Genomic DNA, 14,254 nt, shown 5'->3' with positions numbered 1-14,254 from the left:
TCCGGGGCCGCGGGCACCGGGGGCCGGGGGCGCCGGGCCGGGCGCGCGGGAGCCCGGGCTCTCCCTGATCGTGGTCGCCCCGCGCGACGGCTTCGGCGGGTACGTCCCCGATCCGGGCACCGCCGAGCCGTGGGTCGCCTCGGGCACCCCCCATCTGTACGCGGGGGTGCTGGAGGCGACCGGGTTCGTCGGGCCGCTGGTCCTGCCCGGCGGCACGGCCTGCGCGGGCTGCCTCCATCTGAACCGGCGCGACCGGGACCGCCAGTGGCCGCGGATGCTGGCGCAGTGGCAGTCCGGGCGGCGCCGGGCCGCGCAGGCGTGCGACCTCGGCCTGGCGACGGCGGTGGCCGGGCTGGCGGCGGCGCACGCGTTGTCCTTCCTCGACGGCGAGTTGCCCGCGAGCACGGGCGCCCGGTGGGAGGCCGCGTTGCCGCTGTTGGACTGGAGGTCGCGGCGGATCGGGGCACATCTCGACTGCCCCTGTGGGGCCGCCGGTCAAACTGAGGGGGTCCGAGCCTCCGAAGCCGGTACGGCGCACGACACAATGGCCGGGTAACCGCCGCACGCAGCGCGGCAGTCTGGGAACTGGAGGGGCATATGTCTGATCTTCCCCGGAAGGCGGTCACCCGTACCGCCAAACTGGCCGCGCTGCCTTTGGGGTTCGCCGGCCGCGCCACCTGGGGTCTGGGCAAGCGCATCGGCGGCAAGTCGGCGGAGCTGGTGGCGCGTGAGGTGCAGCAGCGCACCGCCGACCAGCTGTTCAAGGTGCTCGGTGAGTTGAAGGGCGGGGCGATGAAGCTCGGCCAGGCCCTCTCCGTCTTCGAGTCCGCGCTGCCCGAGGAGGTTGCGGGGCCTTACCGCGCGGCCCTGACCAAGCTCCAGGAGGCCGCCCCGCCCCTGCCGAGTGCCACGGTGCACGCGGTGCTGGCGGAGCGGCTCGGCGAGGACTGGCGCGAGCTGTTCCTGACCTTCGACGACCAGCCGGCGGCCGCCGCCTCGATCGGCCAGGTGCACCGGGCGGTGTGGCACGACGGCCGGGACGTGGCCGTGAAGGTGCAGTACCCCGGTGCGGGCGACGCGCTGCTGTCGGACCTGACGCAGCTCAGCCGGTTCGCCCGGCTGCTGGGGCCGCTGGTGCCGGGCATGGACATCAAGCCCCTGATCACCGAGTTGCGCGACCGGGTGTCGGAGGAGCTGGACTACGAGCAGGAGGCCCTGTCCCAGCGGGCGCACGCGGAGGAGTTCGCCGAGGACCCCGATGTGGTGGTGCCCGAGGTGGTCCACCAGTCTGCTCAGGTCCTGGTCACCGAGTGGATCGACGGTGTGCCGCTGGCCGAGGTGATCGCCGGGGGCACGGCCGCTCAGCGCGACCGGGCCGGCCAGTTGCTCGCCCGGTTCCTCTTCTCGGGCCCCGCGCGCACGGGGCTGCTGCACGCCGACCCGCATCCGGGCAACTTCCGGCTGCTGCCCCCGGACGGGGCGGACGGCGCGGACGAGGGGGCCGGGGAGGGCGCGGACGCCGAGGACCCGGGCTCGTGGCGGCTGGGGGTGCTCGACTTCGGGACGGTGGACCGGTTGCCGGGCGGGCTGCCCCAGACCATCGGAGACGCGTTGCGGCTGGCGCTGCGGGGCGACGCGGAAGCGGTGTACGAGATGCTGCGGGCGGAGGGGTTCGTCAAGGACTCCATCGACCTGGAGCCGGACGCGGTGCTGGACTACCTGCTGCCGATCATCGAGCCGGCCGCGGTGGAGGAGTTCACGTTCAGCCGGAGCTGGCTGCGCAATCAGGCCGCCCGGATAGCGGATCCGCGCTCCCCCGCCCACCAGTTGGGCAAGCAGTTGAACCTGCCGCCGTCGTACCTGTTGATACACCGGGTGACCCTGAGCACGATCGGGGTGCTGTGCCAGCTCGGTGCGACGGTCCGGCTGCGCGACGAGCTGGAGTCCTGGCTGCCGGGCTTCCTGCCGCCGGAGGAGGCGGAGGAGGACGGTGCGGAGCCGGGGGACGCGGGGGCGCGCGAGAGCCTGCCCGCGCAGCAGGGCACGGGCGCGGAGGACACCTCGGCCGAAGCCGTGGACGCGGGCTAGCGAGGGCGTTTCTCTCTCAACGGCCTCGGGGCCGGTCCCCGTGGAGGGACCGGCCCCGAGGCAGGGGTACCGATGCGTGTGGTGCCGGAGGTGTTCGGCCCGCCGGGCGCAGAGAGCGGCTGCGCTCCGGCGGGAGCCTCCGTGGCGGGCGCGTCCGCTCAGTGCATGACGGCCATGGCCAGCGCTCGGCGGGCGCGCATCGAGGCGCGCTCGGCCCGGCGCTGCATCCGCCGCGCGGAGATCAGGCGGAGGGCCTGACGGTCCGCGTCGGCTTCACGCATGCGGTCGTGCATATGCGCACGAGCCAGAGCTTCTGGGATGAGTTGCATTTCGCGGGTCCTGTTCTGACGCGAGTCGCTCGCGCCGATGAGGGTGACGTCCTGGGTCGCGGAGCCGGCCGGCTCGGAGGTGGGGAGGGACATGGGGGCCTGGTTTCGGGGATCGTGAGTGAGGGGACGGTCGATGGTTCCGATGCGCTTCATGGGCTTGGGGGCCGTGACCCCCAGGTCGGCGATCACGCTGCGACCGGGTTCTTGCGCGGACGGCCCCGGGGCCGCTTCCGGGCGACGACGACGCCCTGGATGAACAGCTCGCCTCCCCAGACGCCCCACGGCTCGCGGCGCTCCTTGGCGCCGGCCAGGCAGGCCTCGACGAGCGGGCAGGTGCGGCAGAGCGACTTGGCGTACTCGACGTCGGCCGGGGACTCGGCGAAGAAGACCTCCGGGTCGTAGGCGCGGCAGGGAACGGGCACGCCGAGGTTCTCGATGGCGTCGTCGAGCGCGGTGAGCGCGGTGAGGGGGGTCAAGGTGGAGTCCTCCGTGAGGCCGGGCGGGGAGATCGTGTCGGAAGGCGGTACGGACGGGGCGTGCGTGTCGAGTTGCACGGTGGTGGTGTCCTCGTCTGGTCGTTTCCGGCCTGTTGGCCGGGGGGCGGCTGGGTACCAGGTCCTGCTTTCCCGAGGCTCCTTCACGTCGTCTCGTCCGTTCGGACAAAACAAAAGGGCCGCGGTTCCCGAGTGGGGTTCCGCGGCCCTGAAGGCGCCGGCCTGATCTTGGTCAGGCTGGATCACTCCAGGGTTCAGGCCCACGGAAGGCCCACATCGTGTGGTGCTGGTGCTGCTTCGTCTGCTCGGTGACGCCGGCTTCCGCTCCCGCACCGACGGCCGCAAAGGCATAGGCCGAGGCCTGTCCCTTCGCTACTGCTGCTGCCGGTGCCTGGGTCGGTCGCTCATTGCGCTCCCGCACGGGAAGACCGGCCAGGGACATCGGGATGACGGCGGAGACGCCGGACACACCGGTGGCGCGCAGGGTGGACTTCGGGGAGCGGGCGAGATCGCCGAGCGAGCAGGCGGAGACGACCGAGAGATCGGTCATTTTCTGGGTCTCGATGATGCTGATCACTTCAATCGCCTCCTCTCGGCGTCTCGGGGGACCGGCGAGCCGGTCCTGCGTATTCGGATAAGTACAGCACGGAACCAGGGCTCCAGAGAAGCCGCTGTTTCCGTGGTTAAGAACCTATGGTGACGACTGGGGCGGGCGCAAACTATTTTTCCGACGAGTTTTTCTCACGTCTCGCGGGAACCGTCCGCGTCGTCGGCGCGTCCATCTCCACCTGCGCAGATGTCCAGAACGGCGGCGCCGAAGCGGCCCAGCTTCCGTGCGCCGACCCCGGAGATCCCGGCCAGTTCGCCCTCCGTGGCCGGCACCGCCTCCGCGATCGCCATCAGGGTCCGGTCGGTGAACACGCAGTAGGCGGGCTGGCCGATCTCCCTGGCCCGGGCTGCCCGCCAGTCGTGCAGCCGCTCGTACAGCGCCTCGTCCATGTCGGAGGGGCAGTCGTCGCAGCGCATCAGCTTCATCTCGCCGGCGGCCGTCAGGGTCTTGCCGCAGACCCGGCACCGGGCGGGCCCCCTGGGCCTGCGCCGGACCCCGGCCGGCCGTCCGTCGCCGCCGGAGCCGCCGGTGGACCCGCTGCCGCTCCAGACGCCCGCGCCTCCCGGCGCACCCGGCGCGCTCCGGCCGCCGGGGCCCGTGGAGCCGGGGCGCAGCCCGTTCAGGAAGCGGGTCGGCCGTCGTCCGGGGCGTCCGCCGGGCGACCGGGACAGCGACCACGACAGGGTGAGGTGGAGCCGGGCGCGGGTGACGCCGACGTAGAGGAGGCGGCGCTCCTCCTCGATCTGCTCCGGCGTCTTCGCGTAGGTGATCGGCATCATGCCCTCGGTCAGCCCGACGAGGAACACGGCGTCCCATTCCAGGCCCTTCGCGGAGTGCAGCGAGGCCAGGGTGACGCCCTGGACGGTCGGCGCGTGCTGGGCGGCGGCCCGCTCGTCGAGTTCGGCGACGAGGTCGGAGAGAGTGGCCCCCGGCTTGGCGCGTTCGAAGTCCTCGGCGAGCCGGACCAGGGCGGCCAGGGACTCCCAGCGGTCCCGCACCGCTCCGGACCCGGCGGGCGGCTCGCCGTGCCAGCCCTTCGTGGACAGCACCGCCCGCACCTCGGCGGACAGCCCGTCCGCGTGGTCCAGGAGGGGATCGTTGCCCCCGGCGCGGGCCGCGCCGCGCAGGGCGACGCCCGCCTCGCGGACCTCCGGGCGCTCGAAAAACCGCTCGGCGCCCCTCAGCTGGTAGGGCACTCCGGCGTCCGCGAGGGCCTGCTCGTACACCTCGGACTGGGCGTTGACCCGGTAGAGGATCGCGATCTCACCGGCCGGGACGCCCGCCGCGATCAGGTCGCGGACGCGGCGGGCGGTGCCCTCGGCCTCGGCGGGCTCGTCCGCGTACTCCACGAAGGCGGGCTCGGGTCCGCCGTCGCGCTGCGAGACCAGGTCGAGCCGGTGCTCGGCGGCGCGGCCGGTGGCCTGGGCGAGCACCCCGTTGGCGAGGTGGACGACCTGCGGGGTGGAGCGGTAGTCCCGGACGAGCTTGACGACGGTGGCGCCGGGGTGGCGGGTACGGAAGTCCAGCAGGTGCTCGGGGGTGGCGCCGGTGAAGGAGTAGATGGTCTGCCCGGCGTCGCCGACGACGCAGAGGCTGTCCCGGTCGCCGAGCCACAGGTCGAGGAGCCGCTGCTGGAGCGGGCTGACGTCCTGGTACTCGTCGACGACGAAGTGCTGGTACTGGCGGCGTACGTGGTCGGCGATGTCGTGCCGGTCCTGGAGGATGCCGACGGTGAGGAGCAGCACGTCCTCGAAGTCGATCACCGTGCGCTCGCGCTTCAGCTCCTCGTACGTCTCGTAGACCTTGGCGATCTCCGCCGGGTCGCGGGGGGCCTCGCGCTGGGCCTTGGCGACCATGGCCGGGTAGTCGGCGGGGACGGTCTGGGTGACCTTGGCCCACTCGATCTCGCTCGTGACGTCGCGCAGTTCGTTGCGGTCGAGCCGGAGCCGGCACCGGGCCGCCGCCTCGGCCACCAGCTGCACCTTGCGTTCGAGGAGCCGGGGCAGCTCGCCACCGACCGCTTTCGGCCAGAAGTACTGGAGCTGTCGCAGCGCCGCGGAGTGGAAGGTCCGGGCCTGCACCCCGCCGGCGCCGAGCTGGCGGAGCCGGCCGCGCATCTCGCCGGCCGCCCGGTTGGTGAAGGTGACGGCCAGCACGCTCGACGGCTGGAGAATCCCCGCGCGCACCCCGTACGCGATGCGGTGCGTGATGGCCCGCGTCTTGCCCGTACCGGCTCCGGCCAGCACGCACACCGGGCCGCGCAGGGCCGTCGCGACCTCGCGCTGTTCGGGGTCGAGCCCTTCCAGGACGGCGTCCGCGCTGTCCGGGACGCGTGGGAAGAGGGTGGAGTGCGTTGCTGATGTCACCCCGCCATGCTGCCAGGTCGTCCGGGGCGGGCGCGGCGGTCGTCCACAGGGGCGGGATGCTTGTCGTACCGCGCGGCGGGCCGGTCCCGGCCACTGGAGCGGGGCGCGCGGGCCCCGGCCCGTACGGCCCCCGGCGCCGGGAATGGTGGCCGCACGCCGTACGTTCTCCTGACGTGCGGCAGCGCACGCCCCGCCCCCGTGTGACGCACCGGACGTGCCGTCGGGGGCCGACGGGTGTGGCGGAGCTGCCGGGACCGATGAGACAGAGGAGCGCGAAGACATGCCGGGCACTGTGACGATGTACAGCACCACGTGGTGCGGCTACTGCCGTCGGCTGAAGGGCCAGATGGACCGCGAGGGCATCCCCTACACCGAGATCAACATCGAGCAGGACCCGGAGTCGGCGGCCTTCGTCGAGAAGGCCAATGGCGGAAACCAGACGGTTCCGACCGTCCTGGTGGTTCCCGCCGGCGGCGGCGAGGACGTCGTCATGACCAACCCGAGCCTGGCCCAGGTGAAGCAGGCCCTCGGGGCCTGACCCCGCGCCCGCACGGCCACCCGCCGTCTCCTCCGGTCAGCGCGCCGGAGGGGGCGGCGGTGCCGGTTCCGGGGCCCTCAGGCCCCCGTGCGTACCGGCTTCGGGAGCGGCTTGCCGTACCACATCTCGATCAGCCGGGAGGCGATCGAGATGCCGAACGGCGGCAGCATCTCGCCCGACTCGAAGGCGGCGGTCAGCTCCTCGCGGGAGAACCAGCGCGCCTCCTCGATCTCCTCGCCGTCCACGTGGATGTCGTACGTCTCGGCGCGGGCCATGAAGCCCAGCATCAGGCTGGACGGGAAGGGCCAGGGCTGGCTGGCGATGTACTCGACCTCGCCGACCGTGATGCCGGCCTCCTCGAAGACCTCGCGGGCCACGGACTGCTCGATCGACTCGCCGGGCTCGACGAATCCGGCGAGCGTGGAGAAGCGGCCCTCGGGCCAGTGCACCTGGCGGCCGAGCAGGGCGCGGTCCTGGTCGTCGGTGACGAGCATGATGACGGCCGGGTCCGTGCGCGGGTAGTGCTCGGCGCCGCAGGCCGGGCAGCGGCGGATGTGGCCGGCCGCCGCGATCACCGTGCGCTCGCCGCAGCGGGAGCAGAAGCGGTGCAGCCGCTGCCAGTTCTCCAGGGCCACCGCGTGGGCCATCAGGGCGGCGTCGCGCGGGCCGAGGAGCAGCCCCGCCTCGCGCAGGCCGGCCGGGCGCGCCGACTGGTCCATGCGGCCGGGCAGGGTGTCCTTCTGGAGCGCGAAGTAGCTGACGCCGTCGGCGTCGGTGCCGAGGAAGTAGCGGTGGGTCTCGGTGACGGGGGCCTCGAAGGCCGGTGTCATCACCAGCTCGGTGCCGTCGTCCGTGTCGTCGATCAGCACCTGGCCGCCGGAGACGACGAAGACCCTGGTCGTGGGGTGGCTCCACGCGGCTGACAGCCATGCCTCGTCGAGGCGGTGGTGCGCCGCGCGGTCGATGCCGCTCGGCGCGGTCAGACCGATGGGCCGGTCCGGTGTGGCGATGTCGAAGGTGCTCACAGGTGGTTCCTACTCCCCCGGTCGGGCGTTCAGAGAATTCAGCGGAGGGCGGCCGCCAGGTCGCTCCAGAGGTGGGCCGCGGTCTCGGCGCCCTTGAACAGCAGGTCCAGTTCGACCTTCTCGTCGGGGGCGTGCCAGCCGTCGGACGGTACGGAGATGCCGAGGAAGAGGACGGGCGCGCCGAGCACGTCCTGGAGGTCGGCGGCGGGTCCGGAGCCCCCTTCGCGGGTGAAGAGGACCTTCCGGCCGAACGCCCGGCCCATGGCGCGGGCCACGGCCTGCAGCGCCGGGTGGTCCAGGGGCGTGAGGCAGGGACGGATGGCGGGCAGGAAGGTGATGCGCTGGTCGATCCCGGCCGGGACGCGGGCCTCGGCCCAGTCGCGGACGGCCCGTTCGACGTGGTCGGGGTCCTGGCCGGCGACCAGGCGGAAGCTGATCTTGGCACGGGCGGAGGAGGGGATGATGGTTTTGCTGCCCTCGCCCTGGTAGCCGCCGCCGATGCCGTTGACCTCGGCGGTGGGGCGGGCCCAGATCCGCTCCAGCGTGGAGTACCCGGCCTCGCCGGACGCGGCGCGGGACCTGGCGGTGCGCAGCCAGTCGGCCTCGTCGAAGGGCAGTTCGGCGAGGAGCGCGCGTTCGGTCGCGGTGAGGGGGGTCACACCGTCGTAGAAGCCGGGGATCGCGACCCGTCCGTCCGCGTCGTGGAGCGCGGCGACGAGGCGGGCGATCTCGGTGGCCGGGTTGGGGACGGCGCCGCCGAACGAGCCCGAGTGGATGTCCTGGTCGGGGCCGCGCAGCTCGATCTCGCACTCGGCGAGGCCGCGCGTCCCCACGCAGACGGTGGGGGTGGTCTCGTTCCACATGCCGGTGTCGGAGACGATCACGGCATCGGCGGCGAGCCGGTCGGCGTGCCGCTCGACCAGGTCGCGGAAGTGCGGGGAGCCGGACTCCTCCTCGCCCTCGATCACGAGCTTGAGGTGGACGGCGGGGCTGGTGCGGCCGGTGGCGGCGAGGTGGGCCCGGACGCCGAGGGTGTGGAAGAACACCTGCCCCTTGTCGTCGGCGGCGCCGCGTCCGTACATCCGGCCGTCGCGGATCACCGGCTCGAACGGTTCGCCGCTCCAGCCGTCCTCGCGGGCGGCGGGCTGGACGTCGTGGTGGCCGTACACGAGGACGGTGGGGGCGGCCGGGTCGTCGGACGGCCACGCGGCGAAGACGGCGGGCGCCCCGGCCGTCTCCCACACCTCGGTGACCGGGAAACCGGTCTCCTTCAGCTTGGCGGACAGCCACTCGGCGCTGCGCCGTACGTCGCCCTCGTGCTCCGGCTGAGCGGATACGGAGGGGATGCGCAGCCACTCGGCGAGGTCGTCGAGGAAGGCTGTGCGGTGCTGCTCGGTGTACGTACGGACGGCGCTGTCCGGGGTGTCGCTCATGACCTTCAGCTTATCGGGCCGACGGAGGTGGCTCGTCCAGGAGGATGCGCTCCAGCTCCCTGCGGCCGGGCAGCGAGGCCGGGCGTACGGCCTCTCCGGTGCGGACGAAGAGGAAGGTGGCGGTGACGTCCTCCAGCGGCAGTCCGTGCAGTTCGGCCCAGGCCAGCCGGTAGACGGCGAGCTGGAGCGGGTCGGCGGTGTGGGTGCGGCCGGTCTTCCAGTCGACGATCTCGTACGTGTCGCCCGTGCGGTACACCGCGTCGATGCGGCCGCGCACCACCCGGCCGGCCAGCGTGATCTGGAACGGCGTCTCCACCCGGTACGGGGTGCGGCGGGCGTACGGGGTGCGCTCGAAGGCTTCCTTCAGCTCGGCGAGGTCCCGCTCGTCGGCGATGTCGGTGTCCGTCTCGTCGCCGCCGGGCAGCTCGTCGGGGCCGAGCATGGGCAGCGGCAGCTCCTCGAAGCGGGACTCCACCCAGGCGTGGAAGCGGGTGCCCCGGCGGGCGGCCGGCTGGGGCGGGCGGGGCATGGGGCGGGCCAGCTCCCGCGCGAAGGCGTCCGGGTCGTCGGCGAGGCGCAGCAGCTGGGTGGCGGAGAGCGAGGCGGGGACGAGGACGTCGCGCACGGTGGCGCGGGCCCGGCGCAGCTCCCCGGTGAGGGCGTCCAGGTCGCGGTCCCAGGAGGCGAGGGTGCGGGCCTCCTCGGGGGTGAGGTCGGCGGGCGGGCGGGGCGTCGGGACGTGGGCGGCCGGCGGGGACAGCGCGTCGTCGGGCGACGGCTCCCCGTCCGGACCGGGCGCCGCCGCTTCGGCCGGGCCGGACAGCAGCTCCAGGACCGTGCTTGCCGCAGCCCGGCGCCGGGCCAGGGCGGTCGCGTCCAGCGGGAGCGGCCAGGCGTGGTCGGCCGCGGCGTCGGCCAGGGCCGGATTCTCGTCGGTCTCGTCCGGGGCGTCGGCCCAGACCTCGATCTCGCCGTACCCGGCGGCGCAGTGCTCGTACAGGGCGTGCAGGAAGGGGGACGGGCCGCGCGGCTTCTTCTGGCTGGGGCCCCACCAGTGGCCGGAGCCGAGTAGCAGGGTGCGGGGGCGGGTGAAGGTGACGTAGCCGAGGCGCAGCTCCTCGGTGTGCTGGTGCTCCTTCATCTCGGCCTTGAAGTCCTTGAGGCCCTTGGCGTCGTAGCCGTCCAGGGCGGGCAGGGTGGCCGCGTCGCCGCGCAGGGCGTGCGGGAGGACCTTCGCCTGGGCGGTCCAGGCGTCGCGGGACTGGCCGCTGGGGAACTGGCCGGTGACCAGTCCGGGCACGGCGACGACGTCCCATTCGAGGCCCTTGGACTTGTGGGCGGTGAGGACCTTGACGGTGTTCTCGCCGCCAGGCAGGGCGTTGTCCAGGCCCTTCTCGTACTGGACGGCGGTGCGCAGGAAGCCGAGGAAGGCGAGGAGGGTGGCCTCGCCGTCCACGGCGGCGAAGCGGGCGGCGACGTCCAGGAAGTTGCCGAGGGTCTCGCGGCGGCGGGCGGCGAGACCCTGCGGGGAGGCGGACAGCTCGACCTCAAGGCCTGTGGTGGCCAGGACCCGGTGCAGGACGTCCATCAGGGGGTCCGCGAGGGAGCGGCGCAGCTCGCGCAGTTCGGCGGCGAGGCGGGCGAAGCGGACGCGGGCCTCGGCGGAGAACGGCAGCCCGTCGTCCTCCTCGCCGCCGCCGTCCAGGAAGGTGTCCAGGGCGTCGGCGAGGGAGATCACCTCGGCCGGGTCCACCCCTTCGACGGCCTCGGCGAGCCGGCGTTCGGGGTCGTGGTCCTCGTCGCCGTGGGTGGCGCGGTGGACGAGGAGGCGGGCGCGGCGGCCGAGCAGGGCCAGGTCGCGGGGGCCGATCCGCCAGCGGGGGCCGGTGAGCAGCCGGACCAGGGCGGCGTTGGCGCCGGGGTCCTGGAGGACCTCGCAGACGGCGACGAGGTCGGCGACCTCGGGCAGGTGCAGCAGTCCGGAGAGGCCGACGACCTCGACGGGGATGTCGCGGGCGACCAGCGCCGCCTGGATCTCCGGGAAGTCCCCGGCCGTGCGGCACAGGACGGCGATCTCGCCGGGCGCCTTGCCGGTGCGCACCAGGTGGGCGAGGGAGTCGGCGAGCCAGGCGATCTCGTCGGCGTGGGTGGGCAGCAGGGCGCAGCGGACGGTTCCGTCGCGTTCGGCGCCGGGGGCCGGGCGCAGGGCCTCGACGCCCTCGTGCATGGCGCGCAGGGGGGCGGCGAGTCCGTTGGCGAGCTGGAGGAGGCGGCCGCCGCTGCGGCGGTTCTCGCTGAGGGCGTAGCGGGGGGCGGGGGTGCCGTCGGCGTGCGGGAAGTGGCGGGGGAAGTCGTCGAGGTTGGCGACGGAGGCGCCGCGCCAGCCGTAGATGGCCTGGCAGGGGTCGCCGACGGCGGTGACGGCGTGTCCGGTGGGCTGGTCGCCGGGGCCGCTGCCGAAGAGGGCGGAGAGCAGGAGGCGCTGGGCGACGGAGGTGTCCTGGTACTCGTCGAGCAGGACGACCCGGTAGGTGTCGCGCAGGATGGTGCCGACCTCGGGGCGGGTGAGGGCCAGCTCGGCGGAGAGGGCGATCTGGTCGCCGAAGTCGAGGAGGTCGCGGCTGCGCTTGGCCTCGCGGTAGCGGCGGGTCAGGGCGAGCAGTTCGCGGCGGGCCCCGGCGGTCTCGGGGATCTTCCGCAGCTCGGCGTTGCTGAGCCTGGCGGTCTCCAGCGTGCGCAGCAGTTCGGCGTCGTACGCGTCGAGCCGCTCGGGGGGCACGAGGTGTTCCGCGAGTTCGGCGTCGAGGGCGAGGAGGTCGCTGACGAGGGTGGGGAAGGACCGGGTCAGGGCCGGGTAGGGGCCGGGGGCCTCGCGCAGCACGCGGGCGGCGAGCTGGTAGCGGGTGGCGTCGGCGAGGAGGCGGGTGCCGGGTTCGAGGCCGATGCGCAGCCCGTGCTCGGTGAGCAGCCGTCCGGCGAAGGCGTGGTACGTGGAGATGCCGGGTTCGCCGGGCGGGTTGTCCGGGTCGATCGCGTCCGGGTCGGTGACGCCGGCGGCGACGAGGGCCTTGCGGACGCGTTCGGCCAGCTCTCCGGCGGCCTTGTTGGTGAAGGTGAGCCCGAGGACCTGTTCGGGGGCGACCTGGCCGGTGCCGACCAGCCACACCACGCGGGCGGCCATCACCGTCGTCTTGCCCGACCCGGCTCCGGCCACGATCACCTGCGGGGCGGGCGGCGCGGTGATGCAGGCCGTCTGCTCCGGGGTGAAGGGGATACCGAGGAGCTCCTTGAGCTGCTCGGTATCGGTCAGGCGCGGGGACACTCCACAGAGGCTAACCGGCGCCGCCGACAACCCGCGAAGCCGGAGAACTCCCCGGACCGGCCCGCTCCCGGTGGCGCCCGTCACACCCGTACGGGTCTAAATTGTCTGCTGGTCGCACCAACAGCCTTATGAGGACGGTCATATGAGCGCCGACGCATCCGCCCCCGACGCCACCGAGCTGAGGAAGCGCATCGATACGACCAGGGCGCACCCCGCGCGGGTCTACGACGTCTTCCTCGGCGGCAAGGACAACTATCCGGCCGACCGCGAGGCGGCGCGGATGGCGCTGGCCGCTCATCCGCGCGGCTACCTCACCGTGCGGCACAACCGGGACTTCATGCGGCGGGCTGTGACCCTCGCGGCCAAGGAGGGCATCCGGCAGTTCCTGGACGTCGGCACCGGTCTGCCGACCCAGCAGAACGTGCACCAGATCGCGCAGGGCATCGCGCCCGAGTCCCGGGTGGTCTACGTGGACAACGACCCGGTCGTCCTGGTGCACGCGCAGGCCCTGCTCACCAGCGGTCCCGAGGGCCGCACCGACTACATCGAGGCGGACCTGCGGGAGCCGGACCGGATTCTGGAGGCCGCCCGGCGCACGCTGGACCTCGGCCGACCGGTCGCCCTGGTGCTGGCGGCGGTGACCCACTTCATCGAGGACGAGACCGCCTACCCGGTGGTGCGCACGCTCCTGGACGCCCTGGCGCCGGGCAGCCTCCTCGTCCTCAGCAACGTCAGCTCCGACCTCAACGAGGAGCAGGTCGGCAGCGTCACCAAGGCGTTCGCGGAGCGCGGTTTCGCCATGGTGCGCCGCTCGTACGCCCAGATGGAGCGCTTCGTCACCGACAACGGCCTGGAGCTGCTGGAGCCCGGCATCGTGCCCGTGCACCGCTGGCGTCCCGAGCGGGTCGTGGACCTGCCGGAGGCCCGGTACCCGGACCCGGAGTTCATCGCGGGCCTGGACGAGCTGGACCGTACGCGCTACCGGGACATCAACGACGTCACGGACGCGGACGTCAGCGTGTACGGCCTGGTGGCCCGCAAGGCGTAGGCCGCGGCCCTATTCCAGGACCAGCGCCCTACCCCAGGACAGCGCGCGACTCCCGGGCCGGCGCCCTACTCCAGGACGTGGCGGCCCTCCGGCCGCGCGCTGCACGATGCTTTGAAGGCGCAGTGCCCGCAGTGCTGGCCGGTCGTGGGGGTGAACCGTTCGTCCAGGACGCGCCCCGCCGCGGTGGCCAGCAGGTCGGAGATCCACGTGGAGTCCGGGGGCGCCTGCCCCTGCACCCGGGGCGCGGTGTCGCCGCCCTCCTTCTTGGGGGCGGCCTGGCGCAGCTGGACGAGTTCGGCGCCGCCCGGTTCGGGCCGGGTACCGCCGAAGACGTCGTCGAGGGCCCCTTCCCGCACGGCGAGCTGGTACACGGCGAGCTGGGGGTGGTGATCGACCTCGTCCTTCGTCGGCGCCTGCTTGCCGGTCTTGAAGTCGACGACGTAGGCGCGGCCCTCGGCGTCCTTCTCGACGCGGTCCATGGAGCCCCGGATGCGCACCTCGTACGCGCCGGCCTCCAGCGTCACGTCGAAGTCGTGCTCGCTGGCGACGGGGGTGCGGCCGCCCCGGTCCATGACGTGCCAGCGCAGGAAGCGCTCCAGGGCGACGCGGGCCTGCTCCTTCTCCTGGCGCGACTTCCAGGGGGCGTCGAAGACGAGCCCGTCCCAGACCGATTCGAGGCGCTCCATGAGGACGGCCAGATCGGCGGGCGTACGGCCGGAGGCCACCTCGTCGGCCAGCACGTGCAGGACGTTCCCGAAGCCCTGGGCCGCGGTCGCGGGCGCGTCGGCCTTCACCTCGCGCCCGAGGAACCACTGGAGCGCGCAGGTGTGGGCGAGCTGGCCGAGCGCGCTGCCGGAGAGCGCGACGGGCCGGTCCCGGTCGCGCAGCGGTACGGCGGAGCGGGTCGGCTCGTACAGGCCCCACCAGCGGTCCGGGTGGGCGGCGGGCACCAGCGGGCGGCCCTCGTCGTCGGTGAGCGCGGCCAGCCGGGCCAGGCGGCG

The 14,254-nt window shown here is 73.6% G+C and carries 12 protein-coding genes; 4 read left to right on the top strand and 8 right to left on the bottom strand.

What is annotated here, in order from left to right; translation table 11 throughout:
- Positions 1-556 (top strand): ThiF family adenylyltransferase (locus MHW47_RS21440; protein ID WP_239225406.1); only part of this gene is annotated, 556 nt, incomplete at its 5' end.
- A gap of 41 nt (positions 557-597) precedes the next feature.
- Positions 598-2,088: an AarF/ABC1/UbiB kinase family protein gene (locus MHW47_RS21435; protein WP_239225405.1), complete on the top strand. Its 1,491-nt coding sequence runs from the start codon at positions 598-600 to the stop codon at positions 2,086-2,088.
- 158 nt (positions 2,089-2,246) lie between these two features.
- On the opposite strand, the gene MHW47_RS21430 is transcribed toward MHW47_RS21435, so the two are convergent.
- The 4 genes from MHW47_RS21430 to MHW47_RS21415 form a co-directional block, all read right to left on the bottom strand.
- Complete coding sequence (locus MHW47_RS21430) at positions 2,247-2,570, bottom strand: hypothetical protein (RefSeq protein WP_239225407.1); 324 nt, start codon at positions 2,568-2,570, stop codon at positions 2,247-2,249.
- 32 nt (positions 2,571-2,602) lie between these two features.
- A complete protein-coding gene (locus MHW47_RS21425; RefSeq protein ID WP_239225404.1) occupies positions 2,603-2,971 on the bottom strand; it encodes a WhiB family transcriptional regulator in 369 nt (122 codons plus the stop codon).
- Positions 2,972-3,143: 172 nt separating this feature from the next.
- The gene (locus tag MHW47_RS21420; protein WP_239225403.1) at positions 3,144-3,488 is read right to left on the bottom strand and encodes a hypothetical protein; all 345 of its coding nucleotides are present in this window, start codon (positions 3,486-3,488) and stop codon (positions 3,144-3,146) included.
- A gap of 164 nt (positions 3,489-3,652) precedes the next feature.
- The gene (locus MHW47_RS21415) at positions 3,653-5,887 is read right to left on the bottom strand and encodes an ATP-dependent DNA helicase UvrD2 (RefSeq protein WP_239225402.1); all 2,235 of its coding nucleotides are present in this window, start codon (positions 5,885-5,887) and stop codon (positions 3,653-3,655) included.
- Positions 5,888-6,167: 280 nt separating this feature from the next.
- On the opposite strand from MHW47_RS21415, the gene MHW47_RS21410 reads away from it, so the two are divergent.
- Positions 6,168-6,425, top strand: a complete 258-nt coding sequence (locus tag MHW47_RS21410; protein ID WP_239225401.1) for a glutaredoxin domain-containing protein — start codon at positions 6,168-6,170, stop codon at positions 6,423-6,425.
- A gap of 77 nt (positions 6,426-6,502) precedes the next feature.
- On the opposite strand, the gene nudC is transcribed toward MHW47_RS21410, so the two are convergent.
- Genes nudC through MHW47_RS21395 form a run of 3 tightly spaced genes read right to left on the bottom strand, consistent with a single transcriptional unit; the run spans position 6,503 to position 12,205 of the window.
- Positions 6,503-7,450, bottom strand: a complete 948-nt coding sequence (gene nudC, locus MHW47_RS21405) for an NAD(+) diphosphatase (RefSeq protein WP_239225400.1) — start codon at positions 7,448-7,450, stop codon at positions 6,503-6,505.
- Between the two features lie 38 nt (positions 7,451-7,488).
- Positions 7,489-8,883 (bottom strand): dipeptidase, encoded by a 1,395-nt coding sequence (locus tag MHW47_RS21400; RefSeq protein ID WP_239225399.1) that lies wholly within the window; start codon positions 8,881-8,883, stop codon positions 7,489-7,491.
- A gap of 10 nt (positions 8,884-8,893) precedes the next feature.
- On the bottom strand, positions 8,894-12,205 hold the full coding sequence (locus tag MHW47_RS21395; protein WP_239225398.1) for an ATP-dependent DNA helicase: 3,312 nt from the start codon (positions 12,203-12,205) through the stop codon (positions 8,894-8,896).
- A gap of 142 nt (positions 12,206-12,347) precedes the next feature.
- Between MHW47_RS21395 and MHW47_RS21390 the strand changes: the two genes are divergently transcribed.
- Positions 12,348-13,253 (top strand): SAM-dependent methyltransferase, encoded by a 906-nt coding sequence (locus tag MHW47_RS21390; RefSeq protein ID WP_239225397.1) that lies wholly within the window; start codon positions 12,348-12,350, stop codon positions 13,251-13,253.
- A 65-nt stretch (positions 13,254-13,318) separates the two neighbouring features.
- On the opposite strand, the gene MHW47_RS21385 is transcribed toward MHW47_RS21390, so the two are convergent.
- Positions 13,319-14,254 (bottom strand): PD-(D/E)XK nuclease family protein (locus MHW47_RS21385; RefSeq protein ID WP_239225396.1); only part of this gene is annotated, 936 nt, incomplete at its 5' end.

This window comes from Streptomyces sp. OfavH-34-F (genome assembly GCF_022347745.1).
Classification (GTDB): Bacteria; Actinomycetota; Actinomycetes; order Streptomycetales; family Streptomycetaceae; genus Streptomyces.
This window is presented reverse-complemented; position numbering and strand designations above follow the sequence as displayed.

Excerpts from the sequence above, each read along its gene's own strand:
- MHW47_RS21435 (WP_239225405.1), top strand. The coding sequence starts at position 598 with ATGTCTGATCTTCCCCGGAAGGCGGTCACCCGTACCGCCAAACTGGCC.
- MHW47_RS21430 (WP_239225407.1), bottom strand. The coding sequence starts at position 2,570 with ATGAAGCGCATCGGAACCATCGACCGTCCCCTCACTCACGATCCCCGA.
- MHW47_RS21410 (WP_239225401.1), top strand. The coding sequence starts at position 6,168 with ATGCCGGGCACTGTGACGATGTACAGCACCACGTGGTGCGGCTACTGC.
- MHW47_RS21400 (WP_239225399.1), bottom strand. The coding sequence starts at position 8,883 with ATGAGCGACACCCCGGACAGCGCCGTCCGTACGTACACCGAGCAGCAC.
- MHW47_RS21390 (WP_239225397.1), top strand. The coding sequence starts at position 12,348 with ATGAGCGCCGACGCATCCGCCCCCGACGCCACCGAGCTGAGGAAGCGC.